The sequence below is a fragment of the Psychrobacter sp. AOP22-C1-C5 genome (assembly GCF_052378885.1).
Lineage (GTDB): Bacteria > Pseudomonadota > Gammaproteobacteria > Pseudomonadales > Moraxellaceae > Psychrobacter.
This window is the reverse complement of record NZ_JBQSYC010000002.1, coordinates 391,102-408,573: the sequence shown is the minus strand read 5'-3', so window position 1 is coordinate 408,573 and position 17,472 is coordinate 391,102. Positions and strand designations below refer to the sequence as shown.

Annotated in this window: 9 protein-coding genes and 1 pseudogene; 7 read left to right on the top strand and 3 right to left on the bottom strand. The window is 43.3% G+C overall.

Translation table 11 applies throughout. From position 1 onward, the window contains the following. Positions 1–114: 114 nt before the first annotated feature. The 3 genes from ACT3TH_RS04280 to ACT3TH_RS04270 form a co-directional block, all read right to left on the bottom strand. Entirely contained in the window at positions 115–2,256 is a 2,142-nt protein-coding gene (locus ACT3TH_RS04280) for an ATP-binding protein (protein WP_444754613.1), read from the bottom strand. Between the two features lie 105 nt (positions 2,257–2,361). Continuing rightward, positions 2,362–3,084 (bottom strand): response regulator transcription factor, encoded by a 723-nt coding sequence (locus tag ACT3TH_RS04275; RefSeq protein WP_444754612.1) that lies wholly within the window; start codon positions 3,082–3,084, stop codon positions 2,362–2,364. 312 nt (positions 3,085–3,396) lie between these two features. After that, on the bottom strand, positions 3,397–4,632 hold the full coding sequence (locus ACT3TH_RS04270) for an efflux RND transporter periplasmic adaptor subunit (protein WP_444754611.1): 1,236 nt from the start codon (positions 4,630–4,632) through the stop codon (positions 3,397–3,399). 667 nt (positions 4,633–5,299) lie between these two features. Between ACT3TH_RS04270 and pilG the strand changes: the two genes are divergently transcribed. From pilG to ACT3TH_RS04235, 7 genes and pseudogenes are all read left to right on the top strand, one after another. Continuing rightward, on the top strand, positions 5,300–5,677 hold the full coding sequence (gene pilG / locus ACT3TH_RS04265; protein ID WP_021813722.1) for a twitching motility response regulator PilG: 378 nt from the start codon (positions 5,300–5,302) through the stop codon (positions 5,675–5,677). 247 nt (positions 5,678–5,924) lie between these two features. Then, positions 5,925–6,287 carry a response regulator gene (locus tag ACT3TH_RS04260; RefSeq protein ID WP_444754610.1) on the top strand — a complete coding sequence of 121 codons (363 nt, stop codon included), beginning with the start codon at positions 5,925–5,927 and terminating at the stop codon, positions 6,285–6,287. A gap of 3 nt (positions 6,288–6,290) precedes the next feature. Continuing rightward, the gene (locus tag ACT3TH_RS04255; RefSeq protein ID WP_444754609.1) at positions 6,291–6,821 is read left to right on the top strand and encodes a chemotaxis protein CheW; all 531 of its coding nucleotides are present in this window, start codon (positions 6,291–6,293) and stop codon (positions 6,819–6,821) included. Between the two features lie 520 nt (positions 6,822–7,341). Next, positions 7,342–8,415 (top strand): annotated as a pseudogene (locus ACT3TH_RS04250) (methyl-accepting chemotaxis protein); the annotation flags it as partial. Between the two features lie 114 nt (positions 8,416–8,529). After that, on the top strand, positions 8,530–9,477 hold the full coding sequence (locus ACT3TH_RS04245) for a CheR family methyltransferase (RefSeq protein WP_444754608.1): 948 nt from the start codon (positions 8,530–8,532) through the stop codon (positions 9,475–9,477). A 30-nt stretch (positions 9,478–9,507) separates the two neighbouring features. Next, positions 9,508–16,467, top strand: a complete 6,960-nt coding sequence (locus tag ACT3TH_RS04240; protein ID WP_444754607.1) for an Hpt domain-containing protein — start codon at positions 9,508–9,510, stop codon at positions 16,465–16,467. Beyond that, positions 16,457–17,458, top strand: a complete 1,002-nt coding sequence (locus tag ACT3TH_RS04235; protein WP_444754606.1) for a chemotaxis protein CheB — start codon at positions 16,457–16,459, stop codon at positions 17,456–17,458. Before ACT3TH_RS04240 ends, ACT3TH_RS04235 begins: the two co-directional genes overlap by 11 nt. Positions 17,459–17,472 lie beyond the last annotated feature (14 nt).

Sequence of the window (17,472 nt, the reverse complement as noted above, 5' to 3'; positions counted from 1 at the left end):
GGATATGCACAACCGTGACTGGCTTATGACTAATAGCTATTAGTAAGAAGGATTTTGAAGAATATGAATTGCAAGAAAAGGGTCTAAAAAACGCTCGTTTGATTTTAAGATTGATTAATTGTTCTGATGGTAATGCGGGTCATGCTTAACAGGTATGATCACCAAAAATCTTGTGTGACCATTTAGTGTATCAGTAAGAATACGGCCTTGGTGGGCAGTGACGATTTGTGATACTAAAGATAAACCCAAACCTGAGCCTTTATTTTTTTGTTGCAAACGCACAAACGGGCTAAATACTTCTTCGCGTTTGTCTTCAGGAATACCTGAACCCTCATCAATCACAGCCAATACCGCATACTTCGGCAGTGGCCTTACAGGCCCGGCTTTGGTTTTTTTTAGATGCTTGGCAAATAAGCCTTCTTTACGCGGTGTGCTGGTTTCACCACCGGATTGACCAGGGTCTTTGGCATCTTTTTTTACAACTGCTGAATCGGTAACGGCTTTCGTCGCTTTTTGTGTACGGTCAGTTTTACGTGTACTACTGTCGCTTGCTGTACTTTCCTTAGATACAGTGGTTGCATCATCAGTAGCAGGACTCTGTGTAAGCTCGGCCTCAGAAGATGCTTTAGTATCAGGAACAGCGCTCCAAATAACTTTTTTGATTTTTTCAGTTAAGTCATTGGTGTAGTTATAATAACCAGCCAGCAATGACGATGTGCTGGTGGTTTTAGGTGATTTATTACCTAAGGTCTGCACTGTATCCGATTCATTTTTAATATTTTGAGTACCAGATGCTATTGAGGTTTCTAAAGTTTCAAGATTACTGTCATCTATAGAGATATCTACAGTACGGTCGGTACTGGCATCAACATTGTCAGTGATATTTTCACCATTTCTATAGATAGGCGGCGCTGGCAATATAGTGATTGTCTCAGTTATTTCAGATTTAACTTTATCAGTAGCACTTGTTGAATCGTTTGGCCCAGCGTCTTCGATGACATCAATTGGCTCATCGTAAGAGTCAAAGTCGGGACTATTGTAATCAACGAAGCTGCTGCAAAGTACCGTTTGCAACAGATAGTCAGGAATGGTATCAGCTTCGTCGATGGTCTGAACACCGTACAACAATACCGTCACTGGTGGTTTGCCGTGTAGCATCGCGTTGGTCAACAAGTTACGAATTAGGTGCGTCAACATTGATGGCTGACCATCAATCATACTATGCTCACCTATCAAAGTGGCTTCAGGATAATGCTGACGTTCTTGATTTATAAGATCATACAGATCTAAGCTTTCGACTTGCTGCAGAGCATGACCTGCATCCAATCGACTGACCAGTAAGATACTCTCAACCAGATCGTTAAGTCCTGATAAGTCGCGATTGATGGCCTGAGCGCGTTTATCAAATTTTGCTTTGATATCAGCTGGCAGAGCGCCTGCTAACATATCCATCATCTCAGTTTGTAAACGAATACGAGTGATGGGGGTGCGCAGCTCGTGAGAAGCATGCGCCAACAATAAATTATTGGCATCGATAAGATGTTCGATTTTTTGTGCGGCTTGATTAAATCCACGAGCCAAAGAGGCAATTTCATCATTACCGCGTGCATTGACTCGCACCGTAAAGTCACCATCACCCAGTTGTGCCATCTGCTGGCTCATCTGATCGATGCGCCAAGTAATGGTGCGAGCAATCACCCACAGTACGCCCGCCATAATGATTAGCAAGAGGAGTGTACCTGTGAATAGGTTTAGTGCAGCAGAGAGCACGGGTTTTTTGGGCGGCAAACGCGATTCGTACAAAAGCGTATAGCCTGTGCTGCTATATACTTGAGCCTGCTTAGTAGGAGGCGTATCTGCAAACGAAGGAAAAACACGAGACAACAATGAGGGAGGTGCTGGCAGCTCAAGCGGTAAATCGCTATTGTCTGTCTGCATTAGCAATCGACCTTCGCTATCGTATAAGCCCATCTTCGCCTGTAGTGACTCGTCAAAGATATCGAAGCTTTTTTTGACTACGGCCAGCATAAAACGTGACTGTAAACGACTGTCGTTACTAACAGAAATGTTGAGCTCGTGCAAAAAAGGGTCTATTTGTCCCAAAATTTGCGTGGCAAGCACTTCTGATCGGATACTTGCATCTTTATCGTGTACCAGCTGCGTCAATAGCACCATAGCGACAGCAAATAAGATAAGTGCCAGCATGACGCTGGCAAATAGCTTGGCAAATACGGAACGAAATCCTAACTGCTGCATTAAACCATCTCTATTATCAGACGCTTATATCGGTTCATACTGTTTAATTGACGTGATTGCATTAAAGTATGGCTGTTTCCTCGATTCACCAGTCGTTTTCTATCATCAGACCTGATCAGTAGCAAACTGATAGCCCACACCGCGTACGGTAATAATACGTTTCGGCTGACGAGGGTTGTCTTCGATTAAAGCACGCAGACGTGAAATATGCACGTCGATTGCGCGATCGATGTTATCCGAGCTGTCATCGTTTGGCATTGCTTGCCAAAGTTGTTCACGATTCAGCACTTTACCAGAATGGGTGGCAAAGTAGTGCAATAACTGAAACTGATGCGTTGTCAAACGAACAGGCTCATCATCGATAGTTACTTCATGGCTGTCAGGAAATACGCTCAAGCGACCAAAAGTTAAGCTGTCTGACTGGCTGTCCGCTTGATTGGGCTGCTCGTGCCTGCGAATCACAGCACGAATACGGGCTAAAAGCTCGCGTGGCTCAAAGGGTTTAGAAATATAATCATCTGCGCCCATCTCGAGACCCAAGACGCGATCTGTCGTATCGCCTTTGGCTGTCAACATGATAATTGGTACTTTATTGGTCATGTTATTTTTATTGCCGCGAATTTTTTGACAGACTTGCATGCCATCCATGTCTGGTAGCATCAAATCCAGTACAACCAAGTCAATATCACGCTCTTTGGCATCTAGCACATCAAGGCCTTCTTGACCAAGCCCTGCATGATGAACATCATAATAATTCATAGTTAAGTAATCACTGATCAGCTCAGCCAAATCAGGATCATCTTCAATCAATAAAATTTGCTTACTCATGGTTTATCCTCTAGTTGTTGTTATGGTTTGCCAAAAGTCTAATGTGTTCTGATGCGTTAAGTCGTGATAAGCGCATTGGTCATTTTAGCAGTACCGGTATCTGAACCTTACAGACCTCTCAAAATCTCACTTTAATAACGTTTGACGCTTTTGTAGTAAACAGCTATCTCCAATAACGAGCCATTAAAGGTGAACAGTCCAAATACTCGGTTAATGACATATATAGTACCGTCATATTGCCTAATTAAGCAGTTACAAAACAAGAGAGGCTTTGTTAATATTTCTACACAATGTAACTGGGGGCGTTTACCGTTATGAAACGATAACTTTTTTGCCTTTAGAATCAACTGGTAAGTCGGCTAAGCAAATCAGACTGTCATTACTAATTCCCGCAATTAAATACTGCTTTGTCAGCGGGTCATACTCAACTACCTCAATAGGCCGCTGCATCAGACGCTGATCTTGCCCGATAATCCAAACATTGGCAGTCAAGGGTCTGAGTGGCTTATAAGGGTGCGTTTGTAGTTCTGTCAAGTCAACATCATGAAGCGCGCGCTTGGGCACGATGGTCCCCACATCTATTTGACCATAGTTTACTCGCCCTGTTACTTGCATGTTTGGCATTAAGTTGTCACGACTTGTCTTGTTTTCAATGACATCAACATAGACTAGAAGTTTTTTTGGTTGACTGGTAGCGGTGAGTTTACTGACTTGTCCGGTAAAATTGTCCGATACCCCTTCAGCAGTAAAGTTCACGGTCTGCCCGATCGAAAGCTGAGGTTCTGCTTGAATCGGTAAGGTGGCAACGAAATACAGTTGCGTTTCATCACTAAGTTGTAATAAGGGCGTACGCGCTGCTAATTTTTGTCCTGTTTTTGCTCTCAAATTTTCTATGCGCCCTTTAAAACTTGCGCGCACTGTGACCAAATTATATTGCGGTTCTTTATTTATGTCCTTGTCGACTGTATCGTCCGTCAAATTATCATTATCGGCATTGATAGATGGTGATGACACGTCTTTATCATCGGCTGAACCACTCTCTGTGATTGCCGTACTACCAGCAGTTACGGGTTTCGTAGATTTAGAGCTAGGACTGGCATCTCTTACTTGCTTATCTGCTTGCTCTGTTCCATTTACATCGCTTGCCAGCTCACGTTCCTGTGAAGCTTCTTCTGATGCTAAAGCAGTACTGTTGTCTGTATGCATACGTCGAACAATGAGCAATGGCATGCCTTTTTCTACCAACTGACCCTCAGTGACCAGCACCTCTACAACATTTACTGGATAAGCTGCGATGAAATCACTCTGCTTAACAGGCTCAAGATTGCCTTGTAGCCCAATGCTTGGCTGATAGCGAGAAGGTTTGATGCTCAATATGTGATCTGACGTCATGGTAACACTGTCGTCGGTAATGACAAGAGGCGTCTCTGCTGCTGCGTTGTTATCGACTGGCGCAGGTTCATCAGTAGAAGGAGATGGCTGACAGGCAGCAAGTAAGAGAGCACTTAATAAATAAGTGCTATTTTTTAAAAGTTGAGAAGCTGTCATAGCAATCACCATAGTCGTCTTCGCTCTATTATATAGTGAATTGCAATGAGGGGGAACGACTGCTAAACATTGATATTACTGGTGAGCCTTCGATTGCATCGTAGTAATGCAGTCAAAACAATAGCAATGGTTAGCAAACAATTATTTTCATATTACTGGTCAGTACAAGTATCGACTCTTTAAAGTATGGCAAAAGATGAATAACTGTGCTAAAACAGGCATAAAGAAATATGACGATACATTTTTATTACAAAGTAAAATTATCCAGCAATGTGTTTTTCGTTTCTATATAATGCAAAAATATCATAAAGATGTCACTTTTCTGATTTAAGCTGGCTATTTTTAAAAGTAATCACAGGGGTCAGGTCTGGGACAACTTAAATAAGTTTTAAATTAAATTTGACTGCGTGAAAAACGGCATAATTCGTTTAAAAAGCTAGAAATTGGGTTCGATTTAGTAAGCTTATTATTAAGAAAGTGCGTATAGTAACCTATGTTGACGCCTCGATTGACAGGCCGATACTGACAGAGGACAAGTTCGCTGTTATAACTCATGGCAATGCAAACTTATCCGTTCGTATCAATTCAACAATCAGTGATATGACAGGTTAAAATTTTGTATTGATAGATAGCATTACGAATAAACCGTCGTTTATAGGACAAGATAATGGAAAATAATTTTGATGGCTTAAAAGTAATGGTAATTGATGACTCAAAAACCATTCGCCGTACCGCAGAAACTTTGTTACAAAAAGCGGGTTGTGAAGTAGTGACCGCGATTGACGGTTTTGATGCTTTGGCAAAAATCGTTGACAACAACCCAGACATTATTTTTGTCGATATCATGATGCCGCGCTTGGATGGTTATCAGACGTGTGCACTTATAAAAAACAATCCAGATTATGCCAACAAGCCAGTCATCATGCTGTCATCTAAAGATGGCTTATTTGACAAAGCCAGAGGCCGCATTGTGGGTTCTGACGAATATTTAACCAAGCCATTTAGTAAAGATGAGCTGTTTGAAGCAATCAACCAATACCGCTAACTTGACTGTCTATCGCTGAATGGATGCTTATAGGTTGGCATGAGGGAGGCGTGTTCATACAGACAAGGTTATAAGGCTGAGGTATTTGGTAGTGGTTATCGTTAATAGTAACTGCTCAATATTTAATCGCAACTGTGAAGAAAGTCATTCTGCCATTTTATTTTTGGTGCGTTATTTTCGCGCGGTTTGTCTCAATAAATCTATCACTATATCCTAAAAGATATTTTCGAAAATAAAGGAAACTCCCATGACTACTGTTTTAGTCATTGATGACTCGCCATCTGAAATGGCAAAATTTCGCGACATGCTGGCCCGACACAATTTTAATGTATTAGAAGCAACAAATGGCGAGCAGGGCTGTCAGATGGCAGTGGATCATCTACCAGATGTCATCTTGATGGATGTGGTCATGCCTGAAATGAACGGTTTTCAGGCCACTCGAAAGATAACTCGTGGCAAAACCACCGCGCACATTCCTGTGATTATGATCAGTACCAAAAACCAAGAAACTGATAGAGTTTGGGGTAAGCGCCAAGGTGCTAAAGAATATATGGCCAAACCAGTTGATGAACAGGGTTTGGTTAGTATTATTCATAAAGTAATGGGGTAGCTTGTGGCTTCCAGAGGATTTATCGAGCTTCTGCGTTTAGCAGATTTGGCACGTGCGCGCAAAAGTGGTCGTCGCGGTGGTCAAGAGTATGATTGGCAAGGTGTGGTATTTGAGATTGGTGGACAACGCTTGGTTGCGCCAATGGGTCAAGTATCAGAAGTATTGGCCATGCCAGAGTATACAAGCTTGCCTCTAGTGAAGCCTTGGATGCTAGGTATTGCCAATATTCGTGGACGCCTATTACCAATCACAGATTTGTCTCGGTTTTTGCAAGTTCCGAGCCGATCAACACAAATGAGCCAGCGCAAAGTCATTGTCATTGATCATGGTAATTTTTTCTCAGGATTGCTGGTAGATCAAGTTATTGGTATTGAGCAGTTTACACAAGACCAATACCGCGCCGAAGCCCTTGAACCCAGTTCACCTTTTGCTCCTTATAATCACGGTAAGTTTTTTAAAAATGACCAAGATTGGTATGTTTTCATGCCAAGCTTGCTTGCGCAAGATCCGCAGTACAATGATGCTGCAATATAGCTGTCGATAATAGCGTATTTGGCTATGAGAACGACGACGAACTAATAGCGAATGACATGATACGCTTGGATGTCAGCATTCATATAGACTTTGTTAATCACTGCTGGTTTTACAACAGTAAGATTGTCAAAGTCAGTCACGATAAGACTTTGACGATTGTCTGGAAGGAATACGTACGATGAGTGATGTTATAAAGAAACCTATGGCTGGTACGACCAATACAACAGCAGATGGCAAAGATACTAATAGTACATGGAAATTATTACTAGGGTTTTTTGTTCTAGTAAGTGTGGCTTGTCTGATTTGGCTGGTCAACTCGTTGTCGTCAGTGAGTCAGCACTTAGCGGATTTCAATCAGTCCGTTACTTTACCGGCGGTTGTATTTGTCATAGGGATAGCGGGTATTCTGTTTGCTCTATACCAGTTGCTTAAGCAGCGTGGTGGATCAGAACGATTGCTGATTGAAAAAGAAACCCTACGTCGTCGTCAAGAAGCGGAAGCTGAATCTGAGCGCGCTCGTCAAATTCAAGAAGAAAACGAACGTAACCAGATAGCTATTTTGCGTTTGCTTGATGAATTGGGAGACTTGGCGGAAGGTGATTTGACAGTAAATGCAACAGTATCAGAAGATTTCACTGGTGCAATTGCTGACTCAGTTAACTTCGCCATTGACCAATTGCGTCAGTTGGTACTGGTTATCAACAACACAGCTGACCGCGTTTCACAGTCCTCAGAGCAAACGCAGATGAATGCGGTTGAACTTGCTGAAGCATCTGAGCATCAAGCTCAAGAAATTGCGGGGGTGTCAGCGGCTATTAATGAGATGACTGTCTCAATCGATCAGGTTTCAAACAACGCCTCAGAATCTGCGACAGTTGCTCAGCGTTCGGTTGCCATCTCTCACAATGGAGCCGCAGTTGTACAGCGCTCTATCGAGGGTATGAATGTAATTCGAGATCAGATTCAAGAAACGTCAAAACGTATCAAACGCCTTGGGGAGTCTTCGCAAGAAATTGGTGATATTGTTGGTTTGATTAACGACATCGCTGACCAAACTAACGTCTTGGCATTGAATGCGGCTATTCAGGCATCGATGGCTGGAGAAGCGGGACGTGGCTTTGCGGTTGTTGCTGACGAGGTTCAGCGTCTCGCTGAGCGCTCTGCTAACGCTACCAAACAGATTGAAACCTTGGTAAAAACCATTCAGGCAGATACAAACGAAGCGGTTATGTCGATGGAGTCGACGACCTCTGAAGTTGTACGTGGTGCGCGTTTGGCAAAAGATGCAGGTGAAGCACTAGAAGAAGTACAGAGTGTTTCTAACACTTTGGCCGACTTGATTCAAAACATCTCAAATGCGGCATTGCAACAGGCTGAATCTGCAGGACACATCTCTCACACGATGAATATCATTCAAGACATTACCTCACAAACCTCATCTGGTACGATGGCAACAGCGCGATCTATTGGTGAGTTGAGTGAAATGGCGGCCGCACTTCAAGAGTCGGTGACCGGTTTTAAAGTGTCGAATGATGATGAGTTGCTAGATAACGATATGCTGAACACAAGAGCCATATTGTCAGAAAGCGTTTGATAATAAGTGTTGATTCTGAGTAATGGCAAAAGAATCTATGATTTTTTATATCAGTGTGTCCATCAAAAGACTGTACAGGTAAGCTGACATACAGTCATAATCATAGCAGGTGACGTGAATAATTTTACTCAACCAGACAGCCATTCCATTAAAGCACCCACACCCGTATCGGCGAGGGATTTGATGCAGAAAGACCATGTTGAAGCGCAGCAGTGGCAACGGTATATAGAACAAGAGATTGGTTTTGTTTTACCAGACGTTCAATTACAGTGGTTGATAAATGCAATTGACCATACGGCATCATCGCATGGACTGACTGCTGAACAATTATGGTATCAACTACCAAACAATAATGAGATACGTCAGCAATTATTAGATAAAGTGCTGATCCATGAAAGTCGTTTCTTTCGTCACCTGCCCTCTATAGATTTTGTCATGCAATATGCTGTGCAGCATCGGCAAAGCCAGCTTATTGATGCTGATGTAGATGCTAACGCATTATTTAGAATCTGGAGCGTGGGTTGTGCCAGTGGGCAGGAGGTTTGGTCATTGGCGATGAGCTTGGCATCGGAGCAATTGACAAACTATAAGATACTAGGTACTGATGTCAGTCAACAAGCCATTTCAACGGCAGAACTTGGACAGTATGATAAGCGGCAGCAGTATCTTATTCCACAACCTTGCCAGCAGTTCATTCAGCCATTGCAAGCGACGAGCGCAATTGATAAGCTGAATTTTTATGATTCTTCTACTGTCAAAACGGGCACTCAAGCACATTGGCAAGTTGCGCCAACCTTGCGACAGTATGTAGAGTTTGCTTTACATAATGTGATTGAACAAAAACCACCTACCTTACATCTTCAGCATGTGATCATTTGCCAAAATATGCTGCTATATTTTCGCAAGTTCGATCAGCGCGATATTTTGGCTCGGTTATCAGAGCAGTGCGCGCTAGGTGGTTATATTATATTGGCTCCAGGTGAGGCGTTGTTTTGGCGTCCTTCAAATATGCGCCGTATTGCGCACCCACAGGTAAATGTGTGGCAAAAAATCAATGCCTAAATTAGTGCCTAGACGAGTTAGGATTAACCTATGAAAAACCAGCCCAATGACATAGTGACGCTTGAGTGGCTATTACCACTGTTCAATCAGCAATTATCACAGATATCTGATGGCTGGCAATTAGGGGCTAATAGCACTAATTTCGAGCAAAAAGTACAGTACTACCATCAAGTTGGGGGCGCTCTTACCATGATCTGCCTGCCTTTGCTTGCCAGTCTCGCCAGCAATCTAAGTCTACTTGCAACATCAAGCAGTCGTGATGACTTTTCTACTCAGCACCGCCGTATTGGCCAGTTTGCTCATGGATTGTTACAGCGTGAGCTGAATCAATATGCACGTACGGGTAGTCAGCATACCGCTTTGATTCACAAAGCTGTTGATGAGCTCACTCAAGCGTTATCAAAATTGGGTATCACGACAAACTCATTGGCAAGTTTCAGTGGCAGTCAGTATGAATATGTACATAGTGATGATCATGATGGCAGCATTTTCGATACAATTGAAGTAGTATTGCCAGCAGGTAGAGCCGCTCCTTATCTAACCGATCATCACTACCAGCAATTATTACTGGTTTGGCGACAGCAAGTACAAGCACTACTGGTTGCCAATACCAATCAAGCCTCTTTGTTGACTGTTTTAGAAAGAGTTAGCCAATACTTGTGGCAGACCACTCAAGATGCTGACTTGCAACGCCTTTGGTATTTAACCGAATTGTGGCTAACAGATCTTGCTCATAACGATACACCCCTGCCTGAGCATTATGCTTCACTATTGAGTCAGCTTGAGCAAATAATAGAGTCTTGTGCTAAGGCGTCTGAGCTGTCAGCAGGCGTTATCAAAAACTTAATAATAAAGGTTTATATTGAGTTAAGCGGTCTTGCACAAAGCAGTGAACATACTCAGTCACTATTGAGTCATTTGTCTCAGAGTACGTCGACAGAGCCACGTTTTTTGCCGCGAGTACTAAATGAGCTTGAAACCCTTATTTTTAATCTTGATAAGCCAGACACGCTTTTAGCGCCTTTACAGAAGATACGAAGCCAACTTGAAGGACGCGGCTGGACCTATTACGTGTCGCAAGTTGATTCAATTCTGACAGACATAGAGCAAGCTTTAGCCTCAGAAGCAGGATTTGTACAAGCGCAGTGGCAAATCGAGCGCAAGCTTCAAACGCTATATAGTGCTATTTACAATACCGAGCAGACCATATCTCTTAAGATCGGAAACGCCGCCTCTTTTGTTTCAGCATCTGAAACGTTTGATGCACAGTCAAAGACTCATCATCGCTCAGTGGCTGATGAAGATTTACGCGAGTTGCGCATTGCAGTAGAAGAAGTAAAGCAAAGCTTCAACGAGTACATACAACGTCAAGACATCCATCTGTTGCCGGATGCTGCTGAATTTACCAATATTGGCACCGCTTTTGCTGAGATGGGTTTACCAGTAATTTGCCAAACCATAGAGGATCTCGCCAGTATATTTACGCAGTTGGTCACTCATCAGATTGAGGTGCTCAGCTGGGATGTGACGCAAGCATTGGCTGAGGGATTGACCTCGATTGAGTTATTACTAGATTATCTTGCACAGCAAGTGTTTGATCAGCAGTTATTAACGAGGGCAAATGAGTATACGGCTAAAGCTGCACAGCTTCTTGCTATCTATATTGAGGCACCAGAGACAATCAACGACACTTTCCATACTCAAAAACCTGTCGCGACAGACGTACTCCGTTATGATGATAGTGGCGAGATTGCTCCTGTCAGTCATCTACCTAAACAAGCATTGAGCGATGCAAATGATAAAGATGGTATAGCGCAACACACTACTGATACTAATGAACAAGCAGAAAGTCAGGCGTTAACGCAAGTTCGTGAGCAAATCAAACCTGATAATTTTGAGATGGATGAAGACATTCGTGACATCTTTATTGAAGAGGTGACGGAAGTCATCGAAGATCTAAACGACTTTTTGCCTATTTGGCAGCAAGACTCACAAGATTTGACGCCTTTGACAGAAGTACGTAGAAGTTTCCATACGTTAAAAGGCTCGGGTCGTATGGTTGGCGCCTTTAGCATCAGTGAGATGGCCTGGTCAATCGAAAACCTACTGAACCGACTCTTAGATAAGACATTGCCTGTCACAGACGATGCGGTCAATCTAGTGATGGAGACTGCAAAACGCCTACCAATATTGGTCACAGATTTTGAGGCACAGCGATTACCAAGTATGGATTCTGCTGTTATCATTTTGCAGAGTCATAATTTGATGACACGTCAGCCTATCAATACTGGACTGACCTTGCCTTTGGCTGAACTGACTGATACTGAAGTACAAAGTGGTAGTGGCAATTTTGATTTAGACAGCCATTTAGAATTAGAGGTATTAAATCCAGCAATGGAACATAGCGACTGGACTGACTCCACTGAAATATCAGAAGCTATTGATATGGCTGACCAGTCTAGTGATGGTAGTGGCAGTATCGATGATAATGATGAGAGAAATATGCCAGCATCATTATCGACTCTAAATATTCCCGCAGCACTTGTGCCTTTTATGCAAGAAGCCGAGCAGCTGCCAGCGGATGCTAATGACGCCGATGCTGAAATTAAAGAGATATTTTTAGAAGAAGCCAATGAAGTATTGGCCGAAATCGTCCCCTTATATGAATACTGGCAGCTAGCGCCCACCGATTTAAGCAGGCTGGTAGATATCCGCCGAGGATTTCATACTCTAAAAGGGTCAGGTCGCATGGTCGGCGCTCACTATACGGCGGAGCTGGCATGGGCCATAGAGAACATGCTCAATCGTATTTTGGATCGAAGCATTGTTGTCACAGAAGACATGTGTCAGCTCATTGCAGATGTATTAGCCACATATCCTATGATGTTAAATGTGTTTGAAAAGGATGAGCAAGACTACCCAGCTATGGTGCCACTATGGATCGCATGCGCCAATGCCTATAGTAAACAGCAGGGTAATGCATTTAGTTATTCGACACTAGTGGTTCAGCAGCCTAAGCAAGCATCAAAAGAGTCTGGGCATGAGACAATCCAAGGTTCAGCATTGTCATCTGATTTAGAAGACATTCACCTTATTCAAGACGACAGTAGCGAAGAGATGGATATTACGCTACAAACCATCATGTCTGTCAATGAAATGATAGCAGAAGCGCCGATCGTCCTAGTGCCACAAAGCGAACAAGAGAAAGCGTTTTTTGAGATTTTTATTGACGAAGCGGAAGGGTTGTTACACGATATTGAGCAATTTGTTGATGAGCATCAAGACCAGCCGTATGTCGAAGTTACGGATGAGATCGTACGAGCCTTTCATACGTTGAGAGGGGCTTCCGGCTCTAGTGCATTGGTAGCTATCAGTGAGGTTAGCGCAACCATCGAACATAGCTTGGAGTTATTGCAGCAGCAAGACACCGCCATGAGTGCTCAGCATCTAGATGCATTGGCCAAGTCTGCTACGTTGATGGATGGTTATTTGAACAGCTATAAACAAAACTTTCAATTGCAGAACACGTCTTTGGAAGAGGCGCAAAGCCAGCAAGACATAGCATCGCTACAAGCCATGCTTGATGAACAATATGCCGTAAATGAGACCAAAGTTGCATCTGATGAAAAACCAACAATAGAGCAATTATTAGACAATAATATTGATGAGCTATTAGATGCTGAGTGGGAATTAGATGACGCGCTCAATCACTCTGAGACAGAACAGGTTCAGCGCTACATAGAGCAGCAAATATCGCAAATACAACATTTATTTAATAAAGCACAGGTGTTTCCAAAATTCACGGCCATTCTTACCGAGCTTGGTAAGGCTTATACCTATCTACACAGTAATCTTGATAGGGCAAAAGATACAGACACGCAAATCATACTACATGCTGGTCACGCTCAGCTGGTCGGATTGTTTGATGCATTGGCTGGTAGCACCTCCCTCAAAATCGACAAACAAGTGCTTGAAGATTTGCAAAGTATTTACCAAGCGGACGATAACCACGATGAAGAAGAAGCCTTTGTCGTGCGAACTGTTTCAGCGCCTGAACTGCAGCTTGAATCTATCGATACAGATGTTGAACTACTAGAAATATTTTTAGAAGAAGCTCAGGAACTAGATACGGCGTTAGATGAGAGTTTTAATAAATGGCGTGCTGATATCAGTAATATCAACGCGTTAAAAGTATTGCAGCGACATCTGCACACCATCAAAGGTGGGGCGCGGATGGCAGGTATCCGTAGTATTGGCGATTTGACGCACGAAGCCGAAAGCATCTATGAGGCTTTTGTCGAAAACAGACGAGTACCAACTGCGCAGTGGTTAGAGATTATGCAAAGGGTGCAAGATACGATGTCATTGCAAGTCATGCATATCGTGAGTCACAAAAAATCATTCTTCGCCTCAGAGTTGATTGAGCAGCTACAAGCGTTGGAAAAAGCAAAAACATTGCCAGAAACGGTAGAGCTCATCATTCCTGCACCAAAAAATCATTTTGAATCAGAGACTCAAAGCACTACTACTGACATCACTCATGAGACAGATGAGGGATCAGACACTTTAAGCCTAGACAAAATGATTAAACAATCATGGGCGAATGGCTTGCCTGATCCTGATATATTGGCCGTATTTTTAGAAGAAGCAGAAGAGCTTACTAATCGTAATAAGTATTTGCATGTATTCTTAAAAGACACAAGCAATACCACCGTACTACAAGCACTCCAGCGTGATTTGCATACCATCAGAGGCGGGGCACGTATGGTGTCTGCTAATGGTATCGCTGATTTGGCACATGAGATGGAAGCTGTTTACACGGATTTGGCAGAGGGTCATCGTCCTGCTACCAAAAAAGTATTAGAGTTATTGGTCGCTAGTCATGACTGGCTTGCTGATGCTGTCTCTATTCTTAGTCAGAATGTCAATCCGCCAACACCCGCTTTATTGATTGAAGCATTACAACAGTTCAGCAAAAATCCTGATGGCTTAAAGCACATACCCATAGAGTCTTTGCAAGCACAGCGTGAAGCCATCCTTATTGCTAAAGAAAAGCAAGACTCACAGTATCTGGCAAAAGATATCAGTGAAATGCCCTCTATGCTCAGCAATACGACTGAAGATGATCAGAGCGCGACGAATAATGAGATGATTCGTATTTCAGGGGGGTTGATCGAGCATATGATTAACTTGTCTGGCGAATCTGCTATTAACCGTGCCCGTATTGATATGGGTATCAGTAGCTTGACCAACAGTATTGAAGATATGGGTACGACCGTACAGCGACTGGCCGATCAGTTACGCCGAATGGAGATTGAGCTTGAAGCGCAGATTTTATCGCAGATAGACGATGAGCTGATTAATAATGAAGATTTTGATCCGCTAGAGATGGACCAATACTCATCTTTAAATCAGCTTTCAAAATCCTTGACAGAGTCGGCATCGGATTTGGTTGATATTAATCATACCTTATTAGAAAAAACCCGTGATAGTGAGAGCCTGCTGTTACAGCTATCACGTACGCAAACTGAGTTGCAAGATGGGCTTATGAATTCGCGTATGGTACCGTTCACGCGATTGACCCCGCGCCTCGAGCGTATCGTACGTCAGACTGCCAACGAGTTGAACAAATCTGTTGAATTAACGATCATCAATGCAGATGATGAAATGGATAGGACTATTCTAGAGCGCATTACCTCGCCACTTGAGCACATGCTACGCAATGCAGTCGATCATGGTATTGAGAATACCTCGGCACGTCTAAGAGCAGGCAAGGAGCGTAGTGGGCATATCACGCTTGAAGTTCATCGCGAAGGCAGTGAGATTGTCATTCAGTTGATAGATGATGGTCGTGGGATCGACGTAGAAGCAGTACGTAACAAAGCCATCGCGCAAGGTCTGATTGATGCAGACGACACCAGTCTCACTGACCTTGATATCATGCAATATATCTTTAATGCAGGACTGAGTACCAGCAAACAAGTCACACAGATTTCTGGACGCGGCGTAGGCATGGACGTGGTCATTAGTGAGATTCGTCAGTTGGGCGGCGCCGTGTCGGTTGTATCAGAGCTTGGGAAGGGGTCGCACTTTACGATGCGCTTACCCTTGACGGTTGCGGTGTCTGATGCGTTGGTGGTTCGAGCCGCGGATCGTTATTATGCTATCCCGTTAGTGCAAATTGAGCGTGTGGTTCGTGTCAATCCAGAAAAGCTTTATGACTACTATCAGTCCAATGAAGCCACATTGAACTTTGAAGATATTGATTATCGCGTGCGCTATTTAAATGAGATTTTGTCAGGCAATAAGCTTAATGAGCTTGTCGTCAACACCAATACCAGTCTACCGCTCATTCTGATTAAAAACCGTACTGGACACAACATTGCTTTGCAAGTCGATCAAATTGCAGGGTCTCGTATTGAAGTGGTTGTAAAACCTTTGGGTCAGCAATTATCTAATATACCAGGTATTTCGGCCGCGACCATTATGGGCGATGGCTCAGTCATGCTGATCTTAGATCTGATAGCCTTAATGCGTAATGTGCAGCTGGGTAAAAACTCATCGAAATCTGCTGACGCTAAACGAGGTCGCATAGAGTCTAAGTCGACTATTTTAGTCGTCGATGACTCAGTTACCGTACGTAAAGTGACATCGCGTTTCTTAGAGCGTCAAGGGTTTAACGTGGCCGTTGCCAAAGACGGTATCGATGCAATTGAGATATTGCAAGACACAACACCAGATATGATATTGCTGGATATTGAGATGCCGCGAATGGACGGTTTTGAGGTTGCGACGCAGGTCAGACACAATAAGCGTTTAAAGCATATTCCAATCATTATGATTACATCGCGTACAGGTGAAAAGCATCGTGAGCGTGCTCTAGAGATAGGTGTGAATGATTACATGGGCAAACCATTTCAAGAGCAAGAGCTGCTCAGTAAAATCCAGAACATACTGGGTAAAGAGGTCAGCCTGACTCATGAAGGATAATGCGCGTATCTTGGCATTGAGGAATAAACATAAAGAAGAAATTAAGGTGATGGTCATTGCAGAAGATCATCACCAGCGTACGGCCTTTTCGGATACGGTGCGCAACTGCGGTTTTACTCTAGTCGGCTGTATGTCACGAGTGCAATTGCAAAAAAACGAGAAGCTTGTAGGGTCCGCAATCGACATCTGGCTAATAGATAGTGAATATGATGAGAGCTTAGTTGCTGCAACGGCTGCTTCTAAATCCGTGGCAGTGCTGATAGGTTTTAGTCAAGCACCTTATCTTAATGAAGCTCGGCAATATGCCAAATGGCAGCGCAAGTTAAAGCGCAAACTTGCACAGATGCTAGCGTTACCAATCTTAGTAGATGCTCCCGTTCAAAGGAGTGGTGGCAGAGATGCAGACTGGCATTATGTGGTATTTTTGGGTGCCTCTATGGGTGGACCTAGTGCGATTAAAGAGTTTTTGGATAACTTGTCGCCCACGCTGCCAGTTTGTCTCTTACTAGCACACCATTTTAATAAAGCTATGATTGGTACATTGCCGCGCATACTGAACCGCCATAATGACTGGCATTGTCAAATTATTACCTCGTCACAGCGTCTACAAGCAGGTCAATGTCTCATCGCTCCTATTGATAAGCAAATTGTCTGTGATTCGACAGGTCGCGTGATATTACTAGAACAAGACTGGGCCGGAGAATATAAGCCCGCTATTGGGCAAATCCTAAAAAACACCAGTGACGTTTATGGCAGTGAGCTTATTAACATTATATTCTCAGGTATGGGCAACGACGGTTCGCAGTACTTGCACCTCATTCAAGACAATAACAGTCAATTATGGGTACAAGACCCAAGCTTAAGTGCTTGTCCAAGCCAGCCTCAGGCTATTATCGATTCAGGTTATTGCGATTTTGTTGGTAGTCCAGCCGATTTGGCAAAAAAATTGACAGATTATATTGGTGAGAGAGCAACAACCTCTTTGCCTTAACTTATAGTGAGCGA